Genomic DNA, 21226 nt, shown 5'->3' on the forward strand with positions numbered 1-21226 from the left:
GCTCCGGCCCGCGAGGCATGACTGTGAACTCTCTTAACGTTCTGATCCTTGAAGACAATCCGTTTCAACTGATGGCGCTGCACCAGATGCTCAATGCCAATCAAGTCTTCAACGTCCTGGCGGCTGACGGCGTCGCAGCGGCGCAACAATCGTTGGCCAATCGGGGCAGCGTCGATATCGCCATCTGCGACTTGCAGATGGACGGCCCGGACGGGCTCGAAATGATCCGGTATCTGGCCGAAACCCGGCAGGCCCGAGCGGTGATCATTCTCAGCAGCACCGACACCAGCGTGCGTGACGGCGCAGCATATCTGGCACGACAGCAGGGGCTCTGGGTGCTGGGTAGCCTGCCAAAGCCCGCGTCGGCAACGGCGCTATGCAAATTGCTGGAGGTTTACAGCGAGGGCATCGAGCACGATACCGCGCCCTTACCGTTGTTGCAGGTGTCGGAGTCATTGTCACTGGAAGCGCTGTATCCGATAGCCCCGGGTCAACACATCGGCGATACCCGAGTATCCGAACAGTGGATCGCCCACTACCAGCCCAAGGTCAGCCTGGAGGGGAAGTTGCTGGGCGTTGAGGCGCTGGTCCGTTGGCAGCACCCGCAGTACGGCCTGTTGGTGCCCGGCCAGTTCATGGCCGCACTGGAACATGCGGGCCTGATTGCGCCGCTGACCTGGCGCATGCTGGAGCTGGCGTTGAAATTGTCCTCCGAGGTATTACAGGCGCGTGGGGAAGCCTTGCCCGTGGCCGTGAATATCGCGCCGGTGATGCTCGAACACGTCGATTTTGCCCAGGAAATCCTGGCGCTGCTGGCGCGTTTCGGCCTGCCACCAGAGGTGCTGACTCTGGAAGTCGTCGAGAGCTCGGTACTGAATACGCCGTCCTGGCAACTGGAAAGCTTGATGCGTTTGCGCCTGCAAGGGTGCAAATTATCCATCGACGACTTTGGTACGGGCGCTTCAAATATTGAGCGTTTGCTGCAATTGCCCTTCTCTGAACTGAAGATCCCTTCCGAATTCGTACGGGGCATGGCCGAAGACGCACGCAAGTCGGCGGTGGTCGCCGGTGCTTTGACTATGGCGAGACAGATGGCGATGAACGTGGTGGTCGAAGGTGTTGAAACCGCCGATGACTATCGAGCCCTGCAGGCGTTGGGCAAGCCCGCAGTGCAGGGTTATTTCATTGCACGTCCCATGAGCGAGGCCGCTCTACTGAGCTGGATGGCGGAGCGTACGGGTCCGACTTCAGGTCAGCCCATGCTCTTGCAGATAAATGAATAACGACGCGTCGTTGGCCAGGCCCAGCTTGCGCATGGCGCTGACTTTTTGAGTGCTGACCGTTTTTTTGCTTCGGTTAATTTGCGCAGCGATTTCCCCAACCGAGCGCCCGGCCGCCAGTAAACGCAGGACTTCCTGTTCCTTGGGTGAGAGCTGCCCGTGGGATACCAGGGCGTCAGAACCGTAATCACCGGCTTCGAGCAGAGCCTGTTTTACCGAGTCCGCAATGTAGTGTTTGTTCTGCCGGATACTCAGGATTGCGGCAGGCAACTCGCCCGCCAGGCTGGCTTTGCTCAACAGCGCATTGACCCCCAATGCAAGGATCGAGCTAAACAGTCCTGCATTATTGAGCATGGTGACCACCACAATGGGCAACTGTGGATGATCACGTCGAATCCGTTCCAGTAACCGCAGCCCATCGTTCTGTTGATCGACAGGCATCATGAAATCGGTCACCAGCACATCACACGCGTGGCTTTTCAGCGCTTCATTGAGTTCTACCGGGCTGCCAGCCTCGGCCACTACCTGAGCGTCGCCGCCCTGTTCGAGCACAACCCGCAGCCCTATCAGGAAAATAGGGTGATCGTCCGCCAGGATGATGCGCAGTGTTCGATCAGAGGGCTTACTCACGGTCAGGCTCCGTTTGCATGGGCAAGATGGGATTGACCTGCCTTGAAGGTTATCGGCAGCTCTTTGTGCGTATTGATAGGGTATTGCAGGTTGACCTCTCCGTCGCGAGGGGGGTAGCCGTTTGTTTTTTATCTGTCATGTTCAGCAGGCATGCTCAAGGTTCCTGATTGCAGGCAATCCCCAGCTCACGGCGCACGAACTTTTTCCTCAAGCCGGGGGTCATTGATAAGCACCTTTGCATTCAAACTGTTGAGTGGTGATCTAGATGGAAAATATCAGCTTACTGCTAAGTGAAGCCCTGACGCCGTACCAGGCAACGCTGGGCCCTGCAGGTGCTCGGGGTGAGCGTCTGGTGACCCTGAAAAATCCGGCGGGTGCGATTGTGATCGAGCGCACGCTGTGTGTAGCGCAGTTTTGCGACAAGCGCCAACTGACAGATGTGGTCGACGGTTTTCACCGGGACCTGTTGGTGGCCGAGGGGCGCATCGAGCCCTGCGTGATTGCGGCCATGCGCCACGTTCAAACGCAGGCATTTAGACCGGTTCTGGATTTTATTTGACTGATCGGGGAACCTTAGTCGTATTCAGGCCTCATATTAAGTACGGCAGGTTCAGGCATTGTGCTCCGGTGATTGTTGCCTGTCGTACTGGTCCCGAGGGACCACGGTTTGACCCCGAGTTAGTTACCCCGCTGCTCGGGGTTTCTTTTGTCTATAGTTTGGCACGCGTCAGTATTTCCGTGGGCTCAGGGCTTATCGAAAAACGCCTTGGCATCCTTCAGATATTCCACGCGGGACGACGGGTCGAGCCACTCGGCGTAGAGATCGACAAGTGTGCTCTCGCGCAACACGCGCATTTCGCGGTTGATGATCTCCATGGCCTCCCGGCCTCGCTCGGTATTCGAACAACCGACATGGGCGAACTGATATTTGGCGGTGCCTTTGACCGGGTAAAACGCCAGTTCTTCAGGGTCGATGCTTTGGTGCTGTGCCTGGTAACGGGCTTCTGGCCAGTAACTGATAAAGGCTTGCAAGCGGCCCAGGCGCTCCATCTGTAACAGGCTGCCGACCGCATCGTTGCCGTAATGCTCGCTGACGTCAGCGCCTGACGCGCTATGAACAATTTGATCGATCACCGGGCCGTAACTGCGTTCGGCCACTACCCCGAGCTTTATCGTCTGGCTCGCCAGTAACGCCACCAGGTCGATCTGGCCGTTTTCGATGAAGGGGCTGAAGCGACTCGCGTCTTCACGACGAATGACGATGCCGTTGCTGGCCACTGCATACGTAGGGATCGAGAAAATGATGGTTTTCGCTCGCTCTGGAGTCCAGAGCAGCGTCGGGTCGCAAGTGAGGGAAGGCTCATGAAGCATTTGCATGCCTCGGGCGCGATTGACCCGCAACAGCTGGTGTTCGAACTCGGGCATGCGGGCGATCAATAGGGGCATCAGCCGATCAATCGAACCTTGGCCCTGCTGCGGGCCTGAGGCAATCGTCAAGGGCGGTAGATCGCGCAGTAACCAGATCAATGTGTCTTTTGCCATGCTGGTGCGCGGCACGCCAATGAGCGATACCAAGACTAGCATGAGCTTTAAACAGGGCTTGGCGGCCCGCAAGGAGCGATAGAACATTCGCTGATGAATCCTCGGGAAGTGCCTGAATTATAGCGTCATTTAGATGACGCCTTGTTCGCGCAAACGAACAATCTGTTCAGCGTCATAACCCAGAGCTTTCAGTAGCTCGGCATTATGGGCCCCCAGCTCGGGTCCGACCCAGTCTGCAGACCCCGGTGTTTCCGAGAGTTTGGGGACGATGCCGGGCATTTTGAACAATTTTCCATCGGGTAATTTGGCCTGGAGAAACATTTCCCGGGCGAGAAATTGCGGGTCACTGAACATGTCTTCAGCTGAGTAAATACGACTGGCAGGCACCTGAGCTTCGGTCAGTGCACTCAACAGTGTTTCCAACGGTAGCGAACCGACCCAGCGATCAATCACGCCGTACAGTTCATCACGGCGGCTGTCCCGCCCGTCATTGCTGGCCAGCGCGGGATCATTGGCCAGGTCCTCACGCCCGATGACCTGCATGAACCGTTTGAAGATCGCATCGCCATTGGCGCCAATCTGTATGTGCTTGCCGTCGGCGCTGGTGTGAATCGAAGAGGGCGTAATGCCGGGCATGATGTTGCCGGTGCGCTCACGGATGAACCCGAACACATCGAACTCCGGGACCATGCTTTCCATCATCGCGAAAATTGCTTCGTACAGCGCCACATCTACCACTTGGCCCTGGCCGCCGTTGACTTCGCGGTGACGCAACGCCATCAGCGCTCCGATCACACCCCACAGCGCGGCAATCGAGTCACCGATTGAAATCCCGGTGCGTACCGGTGGCCGATCCTCGAAACCGGTGATATAGCGCAACCCGCCCATGGATTCCCCGACTGCGCCGAACCCTGGCTGATCTTTCATCGGTCCGGTCTGGCCGAAACCGGACAGGCGCACCATCACCAGTTTCGGGTTCAGTGCGTGCAAGGTTTCCCACCCCAGGCCCAGCTTTTCCAGGACGCCGGGTCGAAAGTTTTCGATGAGGATGTCGGCCTCGCCCAGCAACTGCTTGAGGATGGCCAAACCCTCGGGATGCTTGAGGTTGAGCGTCAGCGACTTTTTATTGCGCGACTGAACAAACCACCACAGCGAAGTCCCCTCGTACAGCTTGCGCCACTTGCGCAGGGGATCGCCGCCGTCCGGCGATTCGATTTTGATCACCTCGGCACCGAACTCGGCGCAGATGCGCGAGGCGAAAGGGCCAGCAATCAACGTTCCCAGTTCAATGACTTTTAGACCGGCAAGGGGTTTGGCAGTGAGTGGCATGGGGCATCCTGTGGGCAGCGAATGGCCTTAGCCTATTCGATTCTGGCGACAGATTCTGCCCCGGCGGCACCTTGGTCTGGCATCAGGCGCTTATTTGTCCCGACCGCCGGGCAGATCAGGCCGGTTCGGTCGTTCAATGGGTCAGCATCGGTTAGACTTGGCGCCTTTCTCCGCATCTAGAAGCCCGTTCATGGCCCAGCCGTCCACGACCTACAAATTCGAACTCAATCTCACCGACCTCGACCGTAGCGTCTATGAAAGTGTCAAACAGACGATCGCCCGCCACCCCTCTGAAACTGAAGAGCGCATGACCGTGCGTTTGCTGGCTTATGCCTTCTGGTATAGCGAGCACCTGGCGTTTGGCCGTGGCTTGTCGGACGTGGACGAGCCCGCGCTCTGGGAAAAGAGCCTGGATGGTCGCGTGTTGCACTGGATCGAAGTGGGCCAGCCCGACGCTGATCGCATCACATGGTGCTCGCGTCGTACCGAGCGCACCAGTCTGTTGGCCTACGGCAGCTTGCGTGTCTGGGAAACCAAGGTCATCCCGGTCGCGAAAAACCTGAAAAACGTTAACATCGCCACCGTGCCGCAAGACATTCTGGAAGTCCTGGCCAAGGACATGCCACGCGTTATCAAGTGGGACGTGATGATCAGCGAAGGAACGATTTTCGTAACCGACGACCGTGGTCAGCACGAAGTTCAGCTGCAATGGCTCACCGGCGAGCGCGGCTGATACGCCTCGCCACTGATTGCTCTGCCAGCTCGCCAATCAAAGAAATCCAGCGGAAACCGAATGCGCATCGAACCTCGCCTGTTGCCTGACACTTTGCCGTTTCTCGGCGACCTGCCGCCTTTGCTGACGCGTCTGTATGCCGCGCGCGGCGTGCTGTCCGAGGTCGAGCTGGACAAAAGTCTGACCCGCCTGATTCCTTATCAGCAGCTCAAAGGGATCGATGCGGCGGTGGACCTGTTGGTCACGGCGTTGAACGAGCGTCAGCGCATCCTGATCGTCGGCGACTTCGATGCGGACGGTGCGACCGCCAGCACTGTGGGCGTGCTGGGGTTGCGACTGCTCGGTGCCGCGCATGTCGATTATCTGGTGCCGAACCGTTTCGAATATGGTTATGGCCTGACCCCGGAAATTGTCGCCGTCGCCTTGCAGCGAGAGCCGCAATTGCTGATCACTGTGGATAACGGTATTTCCAGCGTCGACGGTGTGGCGGCGGCCAAGGCTGCGGGCTTGCAGGTACTGGTCACTGACCACCACTTGCCCGGCCATGAACTGCCGGCAGCCGATGCCATCGTCAACCCGAATCAGCCCGGTTGCGAATTCCCCAGCAAGGCCCTGGCCGGCGTCGGGGTGATTTTCTACGTGTTGATGGCATTGCGCGCACGGTTGCGTGATACCGGTTGGTTCGAGGCCAACCAGCGGGTGCAACCGAACCTCGGTGAGCTGCTCGATCTGGTTGCACTGGGCAGCGTCGCCGATGTGGTGCCGCTGGACGCCAACAATCGCATCCTGGTCCATCAAGGCCTGCTGCGCATCCGTGCAGGTCGGGCGCGACCGGGGCTCAAGGCGATTCTCGATGTCGCGCGCCGTGAACCTGCGCGCATTACCTCGACCGACCTCGGGTTTATCATTGGGCCACGTTTGAATGCTGCCGGTCGTCTGGATGACATGAGCCTTGGCATCGAATGCCTGCTGTGTGAAGACGAAACCCTGGCCCGTGAAATGGCGGTGCAACTCGACGAGTTGAACCAGGACCGCAAATCCATCGAGCAGGGCATGCAGCGTGAAGCACTGGCCCAGCTCAAGGACTTGCCACTGGAATCGATGCCGTTCGGCTTGTGCCTGTTCGAGGCGGATTGGCACCAAGGGGTGATCGGGATTCTCGCTTCACGCCTGAAAGAGCGTTATCACCGTCCGACCATCGCCTTCGCCAGCGCCGGGGAGGGCGTACTCAAAGGTTCGGCGCGTTCAGTGCCGGGGTTTCATATCCGCGATGCGCTGGATGCCGTGGCGGCCAAACATCCGGAACTGATCAGCAAGTTTGGAGGGCATGCGATGGCCGCTGGCCTGTCGTTGCCTGAAGCGAACTTCCCGGCGTTTGCCGAAGCCTTTGACGCGGAAGTGCGTCGCCAACTGTGTGAAGACGACCTGACCGGGCGCCTGCTGTCGGATGGCACGCTGGCCGTGGAAGAGTTTCATCTGGAACTGGCCCGGGCGCTGCGCAACGCGGGTCCCTGGGGGCAACATTTCCCTGAACCGTTGTTCCATGGCGTGTTTCAGTTGGTAGAACAACGCATCGTTGGCGAGCGTCATCTGAAGATGGTACTGAAAAGCGAATGCGGCTCGCTGAAACTCGATGGCATCGCCTTCAGCGTCGACCGCGAGATCTGGCCGAACCCGACCATTCGCTGGGTCGAACTGGCGTACAAACTGGACCTCAACGAATTTCGTGGCAACGAAACCGTACAGTTGATGGTGGCGCATATCGCTGCGCGTTGATTTGCTGCAGGAACCCTGATCTCTCTTGAGTTGTCGACTAGGCTCTAGGCATTGTTGTACAGAAACATGCCACACAGAATCTGGAACCCGATTGTCAATTTGAGAGGTCCCCATGAGCCTGCTGCTTGAACCCTTTACCCTGCGTCAACTGACCCTGCTCAATCGCATCGCGGTGTCGCCGATGTGTCAGTACTCCTGTGTCGATGGCCTGGCCAACGACTGGCATCTGGTTCATCTCGGTAGCCGCGCCGTCGGCGGTGCCGGGCTGGTATTCACCGAGGCCACCGCCGTCACCAAAGACGGGCGCATCACTCCCGAAGATTTGGGGTTGTGGAACGACGAACAGATCGAGCCTTTGCAACGCATCACCCGTTTCATCACGGCTCAAGGTGCGGTTGCCGGTATCCAGCTGGCGCATGCCGGTCGGAAGGCCAGCACTTGGCGACCCTGGTTGGGCAAGCAGGGCAGCGTGCCATTAAGTGAGGGTGGCTGGACACCAGTCGGGCCTTCGCCTATCGCATTCGACCCCAAACACACGGCGCCAGTACAACTGGATGAGCACCAGATCCAGGAGGTGATTCAGGCGTTCGTCGACGCGGCGCAGCGCGCGCTGACGGCGGGTTTCAAAGTGGTCGAGATTCACGCCGCTCACGGCTATCTGTTGCATCAGTTCCTGTCGCCGTTGAGCAATCAGCGTCGCGATCAATATGGCGGCACGTTTGAAAATCGCATTCGCCTAACCCTGCAAGTCACCGAGGCGGTACGCGCCATTTGGCCCGAAGAACTGCCATTGTTCGTACGTGTCTCTGCCACTGACTGGGTCGAAGACGGCTGGAATCCGGACGAAACCGTTGAGCTGGCGCGACGCTTGAAAAACATAGGCGTGGACTTGATCGACGTGTCGTCGGGCGGCACGTCTGCCAATGCAGAAATTCCAGTCGGCCCCGGTTACCAGACTCGGTTCGCCGAGCGGGTGCGCAAGGAGTCGGGGATTGCTACCGGCACCGTCGGCATGATCACAGAACCGGCCCAGGCCGAGCACATCCTGCGTACCGGGCAAGCTGACTTGATCCTGCTCGCCCGCGAACTGCTGCGTGATCCGTACTGGCCCCTGCACGCTGACGATGACTTGGGCGGACGCAAAGCCACCTGGCCCGCGCAATATCAACGCGCGACTCATCGTGATCAACCGATCCATGAGTCCGATTTGCGCGAGTGAGGTCGAGCACTCCGCCCACCGGGGGCGAACCTATTCGCGAAGACGCCCAGACGAAATGCCCACGCAGAGCGTGGGCATTCTCAGATCAAAGGCTTTTACTTCCTGACTTTCCAGGCATCCCCAGCGGGCGCCGTACCGTGGTCGTACGGTTTACCCAGCCACATGTAGATCAAGCCCAGGCCAATGACAATGGCGGTGGTCAGGACCATGGCGTAGTTGATGTACCAGGCGGCATCCGGGGTACGAGGCCAGGCCATGTTGATGATGGCCAACACCCCGTAGATCAACGCGCCAAGGTTAATGGGCAGGCCCCATTTACCGAGGCTGAATTGACCGCTTGGCTTCCAGCCGCGTGCGCGGGCGAAGAGGGCGGCCATGACAATCATCTGGAACGCCAGGTAGATACCGATGGCGGCGAAGCTGACGATGGTGGCGACCGCATCCTGCAACACAAAGCCCAGGCAGATGATCAAAGCGGGCAGTACGCCAGCAACGAACAACGCTGCAACTGGCACCTGAGTGTTGGGTGACAGGCGTTTCAGCACAGTGCTGCCGATGATCATTTCATCCCGTGCGTAGGCATAAAGCAGGCGGCTGGCGGCGGCTTGCAAGCTGATGACGCAGGAGACGAAGGACACCATCACCACGGCCATCACCACTTTCGAGCCATTGACGCCAAAGGCGTTGCTGAGGATGGTGGTCACCGGATCCTTGTCGGTGCCGTTGATCACTGCGGCCATGTCCGGTACGGAGAGGATCAGCGCCAGGCAGGCGAACATCGCTGCTGCGCCACCGATATAGATGGTCATGCGCATGGCGCGCGGGATCATCTTGCTCGGGTTAGGCGTTTCTTCGGCAACATCACCGCAGGCCTCGAAGCCGTAGTACAGGAACATCCCCGCCAGCGACGCGGTCAGGAACGCCGGCATGTAAGAGCCATCAATGCGGATGTCGAAGGTATTGAACAGCACACTCAACGGTTGGTGACGCTCGAAGATCAGCAGATACAGACCGACGATTACCGCACCGATCAGTTCGCAGAGAAAACCAAACATGGCGATGCGCGCGAGCACTTTGGTGCCGCTGAGATTGACCAGCGTGGCAAACAGGGTCAGCACCAGCGCGATGACAATGTTGGTGTTGGCGCTAGGCTCGAAACCGAGCATGGCGGCCAGATACGGTCCGGCACCCACAGCAACGGCGGCGATGGTCACGCACAGGGCGATTGCATAGATCCAGCCAACCATCCATGCCCAGCGCTTGCCCACCAAGCGACGAGCCCATGGGTACACACCGCCGGAAATCGGGAACTGCGAAACCACTTCACCGAAAATCAGGCACACCAACAACTGACCCATGCCCACTAACAGGTAAGCCCAGAACATCGGTGGACCGCCTGCTGCCAGGCACAGGCCAAACAAGGTGTAGACGCCCACCACGGGCGACAGGTAAGTGAAGCCGAGGGCGAAGTTCTCCCACAGGCTCATGGTGCGGTTGAAGTTGGAGGTGTACCCCAACTTGAGGAGTTGTTCTGCATCGCTGTCCAGCGCGGCGGCTAGCGGGGTTGCGCTCATATGTTTCTCCAGAAAATCGGCAGATTTGGTGTGTCCGAAACCGTGGTTGTGCACTCACTGCACAACCCGATTCGGTCGTTATTGTTTTGATCTGGATTGCGGGTGAAACGGAAATCGTCGAAGGCTGCGATAGCGCGTGAAACGCCCTCAGTGTTTGAACATCACATGGCGCACGGTGGTGTAATCCTCCAGCCCGTACATGGACATGTCTTTGCCATACCCGGAGAGCTTCTGCCCGCCATGGGGCATTTCGCTGACCAGCATGAAGTGGGTGTTGACCCAGGTGCAGCCATACTGCAAGCGCGCCGCCATCCTGTGGGCGCGTCCGACGTCTTGGGTCCAGACCGATGAGGCTAAACCGTAGTCCGAGTCGTTGGCCCAACCCAATACTTGCGCCTCATCGTCGAACTGGGTGACCGAGACCACCGGGCCGAACACTTCGCGGCGGACGATTTCATCATCCTGTTTCGCACCGGCAATCACGGTGGGTTCGAAGAAGAAGCCGTTGCCCTCAACCACCTTGCCGCCAGTGATCAGGCGCATGTGCGATTTAGCGAGTGCGCGTTCGACGAAGCCCACCACGCGGTCGCGATGCTGTGCAGTGATCAGTGGACCGAGCTCGGTTTCCGGGTCGTCTTGCAAACCGTACTTGATGGTGCTGACAGCTTCGCCCAGCCGGGTAACGAATTTTTCGTAGATGCCTTTTTGTGCATAGATCCGGCACGCGGCGGTGCAATCCTGGCCGGCGTTGTAGAAGCCGAACGTGCGAATGCCCTCGACCGCAGCGTCGATATCAGCATCATCGAAAATGATTACCGGTGCCTTGCCGCCCAGCTCCATGTGCATGCGTTTGACGCTGTCGGCGGTGCTGGAAATGATGTGCGAGCCCGTGGCGATAGAGCCGGTCAACGAGACCATGCGCACTTTTGGATGGGTCACCAGCGGATTGCCGACGGTTTGCCCTCGACCGAACACCAGATTGAGTACACCGGCCGGGAAGATATCGGCCGCCAGCTCCACCAGACGCAACGCGGTCAGTGGTGTTTGCTCGGACGGTTTGAGCACCACGGTATTGCCAGCGGCCAGCGCCGGGGCGATTTTCCAGGCGACCATCATCAGCGGGTAGTTCCAGGGCGCAATCGACGCCACGACACCGATAGGATCACGACGGATCATAGAGGTGTGGCCCGGCAGGTATTCACCGGCTGCTGAACCACTCATGCAGCGACTGGCGCCCGCGAAGAAGCGAAATACGTCGGCAATCGCCGGGATTTCATCGTTCAGTGCGGCGCTGTAAGGCTTGCCGCAGTTGTCCGACTCCAGTTTGGCCAGCTCTTCGCCATGGGCTTCAATGGCGTCGGCCAGTTTGAGCAACAGCAGCGAGCGATCTTTGGGCGAGGTCTGTGACCAGCTTTCAAAGGCCGCATCGGCAGACCGCACGGCGGCGTCGACCTGGGCTTCACTGGCTTCGTTGATTTCGACCAACACCCGACCCAAGGCTGGGTTGAAGACAGACTGGCTGGGACCTTCGCCAGCGACGAGATGGCCATTGATCAACAGTTTTGTTTGCATGGTTGATTCCTCTTCAGGCAATTATTGTCGTCGAGCAAAAAAACGGTAGAAGCCGCCGAAGGCCGTTCCGGCCTTATCGCAGCCTTCGGCAGCTCCTACAGGGGATTGTTGGTGTTCTTTATTTACCGCCACTGCCGGCCACGCTCTCGCCGCCGCGTGTCAGGTAATAGGCGCCGAGGATCGGCAGCATGGTCACCAGCATCACCAGCATGGCGACCACGTTGGTCACCGGTACGTCGCGTGGGCGACTGAGTTGGTTGAGCAGCCAGATCGGCAACGTGCGTTCATGGCCGGCGGTAAAGGTGGTCACGATGATTTCGTCGAACGACAGGGCGAACGCCAGCATCCCTCCGGCCAGCAATGCCGAACCGAGGTTGGGCATGATGATGTAGCGGAAGGTCTGCCAGCCGTCTGCACCCAGGTCCATCGACGCTTCGATCAGGCTGTGGGACGTGCGGCGCAAGCGGGCGATGACGTTGTTGTAGACAATCACCACGCAGAAGGTCGCGTGGCCGACGATGATAGTGAACATCCCCGGTTCGATTCCCAGGGTCTTGAAGGCCGAGAGCAGGGCGATACCGGTGATGATCCCCGGCAGGGCGATGGGCAGAATCAGCATCAGCGAAATGCCGTCCTTGCCGAAAAAATCCCGTCGGTACAGCGCAGCGGATGCCAGCGTGCCGAGGACCATGGCGATCAACGTGGCGATGCAGGCGATCTCCAGCGAGAGCTTGATGGACTCCAGCACATCGGGGCGCGAGAACGCCACGCTGAACCACTTCAGGGTGAAACCCTGGGGTGGGAAGCTGAAGGCGGCATCTTCGGTGTTGAAGGCGTACATGAAGATGATGAAAATCGGGAAGTGCAGGAACACCAGCCCACCCCATGCGGCCAGCTTCAGGCCAAGGGAGGCTTTTTCCCCCTGCAACGAAGGTTTAGAGCGCATCGAAGGCCCCCAGTCGTTTGACAATGGACAGATAAACAGCGATCAGCACGATGGGCACCAGAGTGAAGGCTGCGGCCATGGGCATGTTGCCGATAGCGCCTTGTTGGGCGTAGACCATGCTGCCGATGAAGTAGCCGGGTGGACCGATCAGCTGCGGCACGATGAAGTCGCCCAAGGTCAGGGAAAAGGTGAAAATTGAACCGGCAGCGATTCCTGGCACCGACAGCGGCAACGTCACGTTCATGAAGGTCTGGCGTGGCGTGGCGCCAAGGTCGGCGGAGGCTTGCAACAACGACGGGGGCAAGCGCTCCAGTGACGCCTGGATTGGCAGGATCATGAACGGCAGCCAGATGTAGACGAAGACCATGAAGCGCCCCAGGTGCGAGGTCGACAAGGTGCTACCGCCCACGCCGGGAATACCCAGGATGAACTGCAACACCGGTTCCAGCCCCATGTGCTGAACGAACCACTGCGCCACGCCGCCTTTGGCCAACAGCAGGGTCCAGGCATAGGCCTTGACGATGTAGCTGGCCCACATTGGCATCATCACGGCGATGTAGAAAAATGCCTTGGTCTTGCCCGTGGTGTAGCGCGCCATGTAATAGGCGATAGGGAACGCGACGATGCCGCTGGCAATAGACACCGCCACCGCCATGCCCAAGGTGCGCTTGATGATGTCGAAATTCGCCGGACTGAACAGGGCCGCGAAGTTGGCCAGGGTCAGTTCAGGAGTGACTGCCATGGTGAAGTCGTCGAAGGTATAGAAGCCCTGCCACAACAGGGTCAGCAGCGAACCGAGATAGACCGCGCCGAACCAGAGCAGTGGAGGGATCAGTAGCAGCGCAAGGTAGAGATTGGGGCGGCGATAGAGCAGGTTGGAGAAGCGCCGCAAGGGCGATTGTCCGGGCTGCGTCGCCGGGTGGGAGATGGCCTGGCTCATGGTCACAGACCCTCGCCCGCGGCCGGTTCGTGCAGCGTGATCATCGCCTCACGGGCCCAGCGTGCGGTGATTCGCTGACCGGTCTGGTAGTGCGTGCTGGTGTCCAGCCACTGGTTGTTGGCCTGGCTGATATTCAGGGTCTGGCCGTTGTCGAGGGTGAGTTCGTAGCGGGTGGCGCTGCCTTGATATTGAATATCGTGCAGCAGGCCGCTGACCTGGATCTCGTGACTGCCAACCTGGCCTTCGGCAAAGCGGATGTGTTCCGGGCGAATCGAAAACGGTTGAGCGATGCCGCTCAATTGCAGGGCCAGCTCGCCGTGCAATACGTTGGAGGTGCCAACGAACTCGGCGACAAAGGTGGTGGCCGGCTTCATGTACAGATTGCGTGGGGTATCGACCTGCTCGATGCGCCCTTTGTTGAACACCGCCACGCGGTCGGACATGGACAGGGCTTCGGTCTGATCGTGAGTGACGAAAATAAAGGTGATGCCGAGTTGGCGCTGGAGCTTCTTCAGCTCGCCTTGCATCTGTTCGCGCAGCTTCAAATCGAGGGCGCCCAGCGGCTCATCGAGCAGCAGCACGCGGGGCCGATTGACCAAGGCGCGTGCCAGTGCAACACGTTGACGCTGGCCGCCGGAGAGTTGCACCGGTTTGCGGTCGCCGTAGCCATTGAGCGCGACCATGGCCAAGGCTTCCTCGGCACGCTTGAGACGTTCGGCTTTACCGACGCCCTTGACCTTCAAGCCATAGGCAACGTTGTCCCGCACGTTCATGTGCGGGAACAACGCATAGTCCTGGAACACGGTGTTCACATCACGCTGATAGGGCGGCAGGCCTGCCGCCTCTTCGCCATGAATGCGGATTGAGCCTGCGCTCGGCTGCTCGAAACCGGCAATCAAGCGCAGACAGGTAGTTTTGCCCGAGCCCGACGGGCCCAGCATGGAAAAGAACTCACCGTCCTGAATATCAATGGAAACCCGGTCAACGGCTTTCACTTCGCCGAACTGACGGGAAACGTGGGTGAACTGGACTGCAAGCGTCATGGTGTGTAGCTCCGAAAATGCGGGTGAATCATTTGCGACTGCTTTGCAGTCGCTCGCGGGCAAGCCCGCTCCTACAGGGACAGCGCAGATTTTGTAGGAGCATGGTTTGCCTGCGGTAAGGTCCGCAGGACCTTCAGACGGACTCAGCGACCGCCCATGATCGCGATGTAATCCTGGGTCCAGCGGCTGTACGGCACGAACTTGCCGCCTTCAGCTTGCGGGGTTTTCCAGAAAGCGATCTTGTCGAACTGGTCGAAACCATTGGTCGCGCACCCTTCGGCACCCAGCAGTTCGCTGGCCTTGCACGCTGCGGGTACTGCTGGCAATGAACCGAACCAGGCGGCAACGTCGCCCTGGACTTTAGGTTGCAGCGACCAGTCCATCCACTTGTAGGCACAGTTCGGGTGCTTAGCGTCGGCGTGGAGCATGGTGGTGTCAGCCCAGCCGGTAGCGCCTTCTTTTGGAATGGTCGAGGCCACAGGCTGTTTGTCAGCCTTGAGGCCGTTGACCATGTAGCCCCATGAGCTGGAGGCCGCGACGCCTTCGTTCTTGACGTCACTCATCTGGACGGTGGCGTCGTGCCAATAACGGTGGATCAACGGCTGTTGTTTGCGCAGTAGGTCGAGGACCGCCTTGTACTGGGTTTCGTTGAGTTCATACGGGTTTTTAATCCCCAGTTCAGGCTGGGTCGACTTCAGGTACAGCGCGGCATCTGCGATATAGATCGGGCCGTCATAAGCCTGCACACGGCCTTTGTTGGGTTTGCCGTCTGGCAGGTTTTGCGCTTCGAATACCACGCTCCAGCTGACGGGCGCGACCTTGAACACAGTGGTGTTGTACATCAGCACGTTCGGGCCCCACTGATAAGGCGTGCCGTAGGTTTGTTTGTTGACCACGTACCAAGGACCGTTCGCCAGGCGCGGGTCGATGTTCTTCCAGTTCGGAATCAGCGCGGTGTTGATGGGCTGGACCCGCTTGCCGACGATCAGTCGCAGCGACGCATCGCCTGATGCCGTCACCAGGTCATAACCGCCCTTGGCCATCAAGCTGACCATCTCATCGGAGGTGGCGGCAGTTTTGACGCTGACCTTGCAGCCGGTCTCTTGCTCGAAGCCGGTTACCCAATCGTATGCCTTGTCGCTTTCACCCCGTTCGATGTAGCCCGGCCACGCGACAATATCGAGCTGGCCCTCGCCGTCGCCTACGGTTTTGAGCATCTCTGCCGCGGAGACACCGCAGCTGGTGAACATACCGGTGACTACAGCGCTGAGTACTGCGGTCTTGAGCACTGACATGGGATTCCCTCTTCTTTAATTATGGTCGGGGCAGTTTTGAACGGGTACGACATGCCCTTTTCGGGCTGATTATTAGAGTGCTGTAAAGCGTAGTGCAGTCATTCGTCTTGAGCGTTGTTCAGCTCAAGTCTTGCCCGTGACGCGCCATGATGTGGCGCACCACGCTGTAATCCTGCAACGAGTCGCTGGATAAATCCTTGCCATAACCCGAGCGCTTGAGGCCGCCGTGGGGCATTTCGCTGACCAGCATGAAATGGCTATTGATCCAGGTGCATCCGTACTGCAAGCGCGCGGCCACTTGCATGGCCTTGTCCAGATTCTGGGTCCAGATCGACGACGCCAGGCCGTATTCCGAGTCGTTGGCCCAGTCCACCGCTTGCTCAAGCTGATCGAAGCGGGTCACGGTGACGACCGGACCGAACACCTCGCGCTGGACGATCTCGTCGGTTTGTTTGCAGCCGGCGAGCAGGGTCGGCTGATAGTAGAAGCCTGCCCCGGAATGCACCGCTGCGCCCGTAATGCGCTCGATGTGTGGCTGGCCCAATGCACGCTCGACGAAGCTGGCGACCCGATCACGCTGGCGGGTGCTGATCAGCGGACCGATTTCATTGTCGGCGTCACGTTTGCCGGCAAAGCGCAGGCTGCTGACCGCCGCGCCGAGTTCGGCCACCAAGCGATCATGAATGCCTGTCTGTGCGTAGATTCGGCACGCGGCCGTGCAATCCTGCCCCGCGTTGTAGTAGCCGTAGGTGCGCACGCCCTCAACCACCGCCTGAATGTCAGCGTCGTTGCAGACGATGACCGGGGCTTTGCCGCCCAGTTCCAGGTGCGTGCGTTTGAGGGTTTTGGCGGCTGCCTGAAGGATTTTTTGTCCGGTAACGATGTCACCGGTCAGCGATACCATGCGTACTTTCGGGTGGCTGACTAAATGGCTACCGACACCTTCACCGCCGCCGCAGATGATATTGATGACCCCGCGCGGCAACAGCTCAGCCAGCGCCGGGGCCAGCGCCAGGATCGACAGTGGTGTGTGTTCGGACGGTTTGAACACCAACGTGTTGCCCGCCGCCAGTGCCGGGGCGATTTTCCAGGCGGCCATCATGATCGGGTAATTCCACGGCGCGATGGACGCCACCACGCCAATCGGGTCACGCCGAACCATGCTGGTGTAGCCTGGCAGGTATTCGCCGGAGAGTTGTCCTGTCTGGCAGCGCACGGCGCCAGCGAAAAAACGGAACACGTCGACCGTCGCGCTTAAGTCATCCTGGCGCGCCAGGTGCAGGGGCTTGCCGCAGTTCAGCGATTCCAGGCGGGCGAGCTGATCGGCTTGTTTTTCAATGACGTTGGCAATGGACAGCAGGATGTTCGAGCGTTGTTGCGGTGTGGTTCGAGACCAGCTGGCAAAGGCGCGGTGGGCGGCGAGGATTGCGGATTCGACTTGTTCAATGCTGGCTTCGGCAATATGAGTCAGTACTTCGCCGGTGGCTGGATTGAGGATCGGTTCGACGAAACCTTGGCCTGCGACCAGTTCACCGTCGATTAACAGTGCCGTGAACAATGGGGTCGGGTGCGCGCCGGGCATGTTGGGTGCTCTCTTTTTTTTTGTGGCCGTGGGGTCCATGGGCTTGCTCCTTGGCGCGCCCGGCCATCTATAGCCACAGAGACTAGTGCGCGGGCGAGAGGTCGACAAATGCTAAATACTGAAAGCTGCGTTCGATTAAATAGATAGCCTGCGCCCGGTATGAGGTTGCTCGCGGGCGACGCTCAAAAAGGGGTCGACCAACGCGGGTCGTGCCGTGCCTCGGCGCCATGCTAGGCCTACGTCCAGGGTCTGGCTGAGGTCCGCCAAGGGGCGCGCTTCGATGATGTCGCCCTCCAGCGACCAGGGCCGATAGGTCATGTCTGGCTGGATGGAAACCCCGAGTCCGGCTGCCACCAGGCTCCGGACGGCTTCGGTCGAAGCTGTGCGCAGTGTGATGTGCGGTTGCAGGCCGGCTCGCGACCACATGCGCTGGGCATTCATGTCCATTTCATCGACATTGAGCTGAATTAACGGCTCGCGAGCGACGTCTGCCAGGTTAATGCTGTCGTGTTCCAGCAGGGGGTGCTGCGCAGGCAGCCAGACCCGGTGCGGTGAGTGGGTGAGTACTTCGGTTTGCAGGGCGTAGCGGTCTTCGAGGTTGGACAGGATCAACACCCCGACATCAATCTCGCCGCTGACCAGCAAATGCTCGATATACGGGCGCTCGTCTTCCATTACGCGGATGTCGACGTTGGGGTAAGCACGCTGAAAACGAGTCAACAAGTCCGCCAGGTAATAGCCCGCCACCAGGCTGGTCACGCCGACAATCAACTGGCCTGCTACCTGGTCGGTGCTTTGTTGCAGGCTGCGCTTGGCGTTGTCCACCGTGGCCAGGATCAAGTGCGCCTGGCGCAGGAACTGGTGGCCCTGATGGGTCAGGCTCATGCCTTTGGCATGGCGGTTGAACAGCGTGACGCCGATTTCCTGTTCCAGTTGCTGGATCGCCAACGTCAGCGTGGACTGGGAAATGTACACCGCCTGTGCGGCGGCCGAGATCGAACCGGTTTCCGCGACCGCGATGAAGTGACGGATCTGGCGCAACGTCATCATGAGAGGGCAGCTCTGGCGAGGTTGTTGATTGGTTTTTTAGATGTTTCAGAGTGTATATCTTTTTAAACGATAGTTGAGCGAGTGACGCTGCCTGGAGGGCCATGCAACATTTCGAAGCACTCCTCAAACCTGCCAGGACACACTTCGTTCTACTCTGCTGGCCACGAAACGACTGACAAGTTCTGGAGGCTTTCCCATGAATACGCGTGGCTTACTCGATCAACTGCTTAAGTCCGGGCAGGACCTGCTACAGAACAAAACTGGCGTACGAACGGGCAATCATTCCGATAACAGCGCCCCCGCTGCGGGCGGTTCAGGGGGGTTAGGCGGTTTGCTCGGTGGGGCGGGCGGAGGGTTGGGTGGGTTCCTGTCCGGTGCGGGCGGCGGAGCATTGGCGGCTGGTGCGATGGGTTTGCTGATGGGTAATAAAACCGCACGCAAGGTGGGCGGCAAGGCGCTGACCTACGGTGGTCTCGCGGCGCTGGGGGTTTTGGCCTACAAAGCCTATGGCAATTGGCAAGCCAATCAAGGCACAGCCCCACACTCCGAGCCACAAACTATTGACCGGCTGCCAGCGCCGCAGGTCGAAGAGCACAGTCAGGCGATTCTCAGGGCACTGGTGGCTGCGGCCAAGGCGGACGGCCATGTTGATGACCGTGAGCGTCAGTTGATAGAGGGTGAATTCACCAAACTGACCAACGATCAGGAGCTGCGGCATTGGTTGCAGGCCGAACTCAACAAACCTCTCGATCCGGCAGAAGTCGCTCGAGCGGCGAACACGCCGGAAATGGCCGCCGAAATGTACATTGCCAGCGTGATGTTGGTGGATGAGGAGCACTTTATGGAGCGCGCCTATCTTGACGAACTTGCTCGCCAACTCAGGTTGGACCCTGCACTCAAGGTAGAGCTTGAGGCGCACGTGCGGCAGGCTTCTGATAAAGGGTGAGCAACCAGCTGAAAGTATGTCGGAAACACCCGTATTAGCCTTAAGGGGGCTGGGCTATACTCAGCCTGCTTTGGGCCGTCTGTTGGTCCACTTCTTGAACTCGGCGGATGCTGCCGGTGTTGAACTCTTGAGGGCTGACTGTGAAGAACTGGACGTTGCGCCAACGGATTCTGGCGAGTTTCGCTGTGATCATCGCCATCATGTTGTTGATGGTTGTCGTGTCGTACTCCCGACTGCTTTCTATTCAGTCCAGCGAGGAGCAGGTCCGCACTGATGCTCTGCCGGGCCTTTATTACAGCACCACCATCCGCAATGCATGGGGCACTAGTTACGTTGTCACCTTGAAGCTGCTCGGCGAAGACGAAGGTCGGCCGCTTACGACGGCTGAACTTGAGCAGTTCAAGGCTAACGAAGCCATCCTAGAAAACGAAGTGAGCAACTATAAGAAAACCATTTTCAGCTCAGATGACCAGGTCCGCTTCGATGCATTTGAGAGGCAACATGAGGTTTATCGGAAAGCCCTCGATGACGTTCTCGCGCTTTATCAATCCAATGATTTTATCAAGGCCCGCAGTGCGCTCAACACGCAGCTGTCCCCTGTCTGGAATCTGGGTCGCGATCTTATCAATACGTTGATCACCGAAAACAAGAAACTGGCTGACCATGCGGCCGAATCAATTAGCGTCTCGGTGACTGACGCGAAAATCAGCATGGGTATTTCCCTGCTGATCGCCCTGGCTGCTGCCGCGAGCTGTGGCTTGCTGTTAATGCGCGCAATCATGGCGCCGATGCAGCGCATCGTGCAGATTCTCGAGGTCATGCGCACCGGTGACTTGAGCAAGCGCCTGGACCTGGACCGCAAAGATGAGTTCGGTGCAGTCGAAACTGGCTTCAACGACATGATGACCGAGTTGACGGGCCTGGTTTCACAGGCCCAGCGTTCGTCGGTACAGGTCACCACCTCGGTGACCGAGATCGCCGCGACCTCCAGACAGCAACAGGCCACGGCCACCGAAACGGCTGCCACCACCACGGAAATCGGTGCGACCTCCAGAGAAATCGCCGCCACGTCCCGTGATCTGGTGCGCACCATGACCGAGGTCACCTCCGCCGCGGATCAGGCTTCGATCCTTGCAGGCTCCGGCCAGCAAGGCCTGGCGCGTATGGAAGAGACCATGCATCAGGTCATGGGGGCTGCCGATCTGGTCAACGCCAAGTTGGCGATCCTCAATGAGAAGGCCGGCAACATCAATCAGGTGGTAGTGACCATCGTCAAAGTGGCCGACCAGACCAACCTCTTGTCGCTCAACGCGGCCATCGAAGCGGAAAAAGCGGGTGAGTATGGGCGCGGTTTTGCCGTGGTTGCGACTGAAGTACGTCGCTTGGCCGATCAGACTGCCGTGGCGACGTACGACATCGAGCAGATGGTTCGTGAGATTCAGTCGGCCGTGTCCGCAGGCGTGATGGGCATGGACAAGTTCTCCGAAGAAGTCCGTCGTGGCATGTTCGAAGTGACTCAGGTCGGCGAGCAGCTTTCGCAGATCATCTATCAGGTGCAGGCCTTGGCGCCGCGAGTCCTGATGGTTAACGAAGGCATGCAGGCGCAAGCCACCGGTGCTGAACAGATCAATCAGGCGCTGGTGCAACTGGGTGATGCCAGCAGCCAGACGGTGGAGTCGTTGCGTCAGGCCAGTTTCGCCATTGATGAACTGAGCCAGGTGGCGGTGGGGCTGCGCAGCGGCGTCTCGCGTTTCAAAGTCTGAGACCGG

The 21226-nt window shown here is 59.1% G+C and carries 18 protein-coding genes; 7 read left to right on the forward strand and 11 right to left on the reverse strand.

Annotation, left to right across the window (positions count from 1 at the left end):
- The first annotated feature begins 23 nt into the window (after positions 1 to 23).
- Positions 24 to 1283, forward strand: a complete 1260-nt coding sequence (locus tag RGU44_RS00945) for an EAL domain-containing response regulator (RefSeq protein ID WP_322183059.1) — start codon at positions 24 to 26, stop codon at positions 1281 to 1283.
- Here the strand turns inward: RGU44_RS00945 and RGU44_RS00950 are convergent.
- Positions 1248 to 1910 carry a response regulator transcription factor gene (locus RGU44_RS00950; RefSeq protein ID WP_322178162.1) on the reverse strand — a complete coding sequence of 221 codons (663 nt, stop codon included), beginning with the start codon at positions 1908 to 1910 and terminating at the stop codon, positions 1248 to 1250. The genes RGU44_RS00945 and RGU44_RS00950 overlap by 36 nt on opposite strands.
- Positions 1911 to 2175: 265 nt before the next feature.
- On the opposite strand from RGU44_RS00950, the gene RGU44_RS00955 reads away from it, so the two are divergent.
- Positions 2176 to 2469: a DUF3509 domain-containing protein gene (locus RGU44_RS00955; protein WP_322178163.1), complete on the forward strand. Its 294-nt coding sequence runs from the start codon at positions 2176 to 2178 to the stop codon at positions 2467 to 2469.
- Between the two features lie 185 nt (positions 2470 to 2654).
- On the opposite strand, the gene RGU44_RS00960 is transcribed toward RGU44_RS00955, so the two are convergent.
- Positions 2655 to 3539 (reverse strand): TIGR02285 family protein, encoded by an 885-nt coding sequence (locus tag RGU44_RS00960; RefSeq protein WP_407074669.1) that lies wholly within the window; start codon positions 3537 to 3539, stop codon positions 2655 to 2657.
- Positions 3540 to 3581: 42 nt separating this feature from the next.
- Positions 3582 to 4781, reverse strand: a complete 1200-nt coding sequence (locus RGU44_RS00965; protein WP_322215229.1) for a CaiB/BaiF CoA-transferase family protein — start codon at positions 4779 to 4781, stop codon at positions 3582 to 3584.
- 190 nt (positions 4782 to 4971) lie between these two features.
- Between RGU44_RS00965 and RGU44_RS00970 the strand changes: the two genes are divergently transcribed.
- From RGU44_RS00970 to RGU44_RS00980, 3 genes are all read left to right on the forward strand, one after another.
- A complete protein-coding gene (locus RGU44_RS00970) occupies positions 4972 to 5514 on the forward strand; it encodes a YaeQ family protein (protein ID WP_322215230.1) in 543 nt (180 codons plus the stop codon).
- Between the two features lie 60 nt (positions 5515 to 5574).
- Positions 5575 to 7290, forward strand: coding sequence for a single-stranded-DNA-specific exonuclease RecJ (gene recJ, locus RGU44_RS00975; RefSeq protein ID WP_322178167.1), 1716 nt, complete (start codon positions 5575 to 5577; stop codon positions 7288 to 7290).
- A 112-nt stretch (positions 7291 to 7402) separates the two neighbouring features.
- The gene (locus tag RGU44_RS00980) at positions 7403 to 8509 is read left to right on the forward strand and encodes an NADH:flavin oxidoreductase/NADH oxidase (protein ID WP_322215232.1); all 1107 of its coding nucleotides are present in this window, start codon (positions 7403 to 7405) and stop codon (positions 8507 to 8509) included.
- Between the two features lie 95 nt (positions 8510 to 8604).
- On the opposite strand, the gene RGU44_RS00985 is transcribed toward RGU44_RS00980, so the two are convergent.
- The 8 genes from RGU44_RS00985 to RGU44_RS01020 all read right to left on the reverse strand — a co-directional run bounded on the left by RGU44_RS00985 (position 8605) and on the right by RGU44_RS01020 (position 18511).
- Positions 8605 to 10083: an APC family permease gene (locus RGU44_RS00985; RefSeq protein ID WP_322178169.1), complete on the reverse strand. Its 1479-nt coding sequence runs from the start codon at positions 10081 to 10083 to the stop codon at positions 8605 to 8607.
- Positions 10084 to 10230: 147 nt separating this feature from the next.
- Positions 10231 to 11655, reverse strand: coding sequence for a gamma-aminobutyraldehyde dehydrogenase (locus tag RGU44_RS00990; protein ID WP_322215234.1), 1425 nt, complete (start codon positions 11653 to 11655; stop codon positions 10231 to 10233).
- A gap of 118 nt (positions 11656 to 11773) precedes the next feature.
- Entirely contained in the window at positions 11774 to 12583 is an 810-nt protein-coding gene (locus RGU44_RS00995) for an ABC transporter permease (protein WP_374028615.1), read from the reverse strand.
- A 7-nt stretch (positions 12584 to 12590) separates the two neighbouring features.
- The gene (locus RGU44_RS01000; protein ID WP_322178171.1) at positions 12591 to 13541 is read right to left on the reverse strand and encodes an ABC transporter permease; all 951 of its coding nucleotides are present in this window, start codon (positions 13539 to 13541) and stop codon (positions 12591 to 12593) included.
- A 2-nt stretch (positions 13542 to 13543) separates the two neighbouring features.
- Positions 13544 to 14584, reverse strand: coding sequence for an ABC transporter ATP-binding protein (locus tag RGU44_RS01005; protein WP_322178172.1), 1041 nt, complete (start codon positions 14582 to 14584; stop codon positions 13544 to 13546).
- Positions 14585 to 14727: 143 nt separating this feature from the next.
- Entirely contained in the window at positions 14728 to 15879 is a 1152-nt protein-coding gene (gene ydcS, locus RGU44_RS01010; protein WP_322178173.1) for a putative ABC transporter substrate-binding protein YdcS, read from the reverse strand.
- Between the two features lie 118 nt (positions 15880 to 15997).
- Positions 15998 to 17461: a gamma-aminobutyraldehyde dehydrogenase gene (locus RGU44_RS01015; protein WP_322217724.1), complete on the reverse strand. Its 1464-nt coding sequence runs from the start codon at positions 17459 to 17461 to the stop codon at positions 15998 to 16000.
- 135 nt (positions 17462 to 17596) lie between these two features.
- Positions 17597 to 18511 carry a LysR family transcriptional regulator gene (locus tag RGU44_RS01020; RefSeq protein WP_322178175.1) on the reverse strand — a complete coding sequence of 305 codons (915 nt, stop codon included), beginning with the start codon at positions 18509 to 18511 and terminating at the stop codon, positions 17597 to 17599.
- Positions 18512 to 18707: 196 nt separating this feature from the next.
- On the opposite strand from RGU44_RS01020, the gene RGU44_RS01025 reads away from it, so the two are divergent.
- Both RGU44_RS01025 and RGU44_RS01030 read left to right on the forward strand, forming a co-directional pair.
- Positions 18708 to 19457 carry a tellurite resistance TerB family protein gene (locus RGU44_RS01025; RefSeq protein WP_322215236.1) on the forward strand — a complete coding sequence of 250 codons (750 nt, stop codon included), beginning with the start codon at positions 18708 to 18710 and terminating at the stop codon, positions 19455 to 19457.
- A 140-nt stretch (positions 19458 to 19597) separates the two neighbouring features.
- Positions 19598 to 21220 carry a methyl-accepting chemotaxis protein gene (locus tag RGU44_RS01030; protein ID WP_322215239.1) on the forward strand — a complete coding sequence of 541 codons (1623 nt, stop codon included), beginning with the start codon at positions 19598 to 19600 and terminating at the stop codon, positions 21218 to 21220.
- The last annotated feature ends 6 nt before the right edge of the window (positions 21221 to 21226 follow it).

This window comes from Pseudomonas sp. 5C2 (assembly GCF_034314155.1).
Taxonomy (GTDB): domain Bacteria; phylum Pseudomonadota; class Gammaproteobacteria; order Pseudomonadales; family Pseudomonadaceae; genus Aquipseudomonas.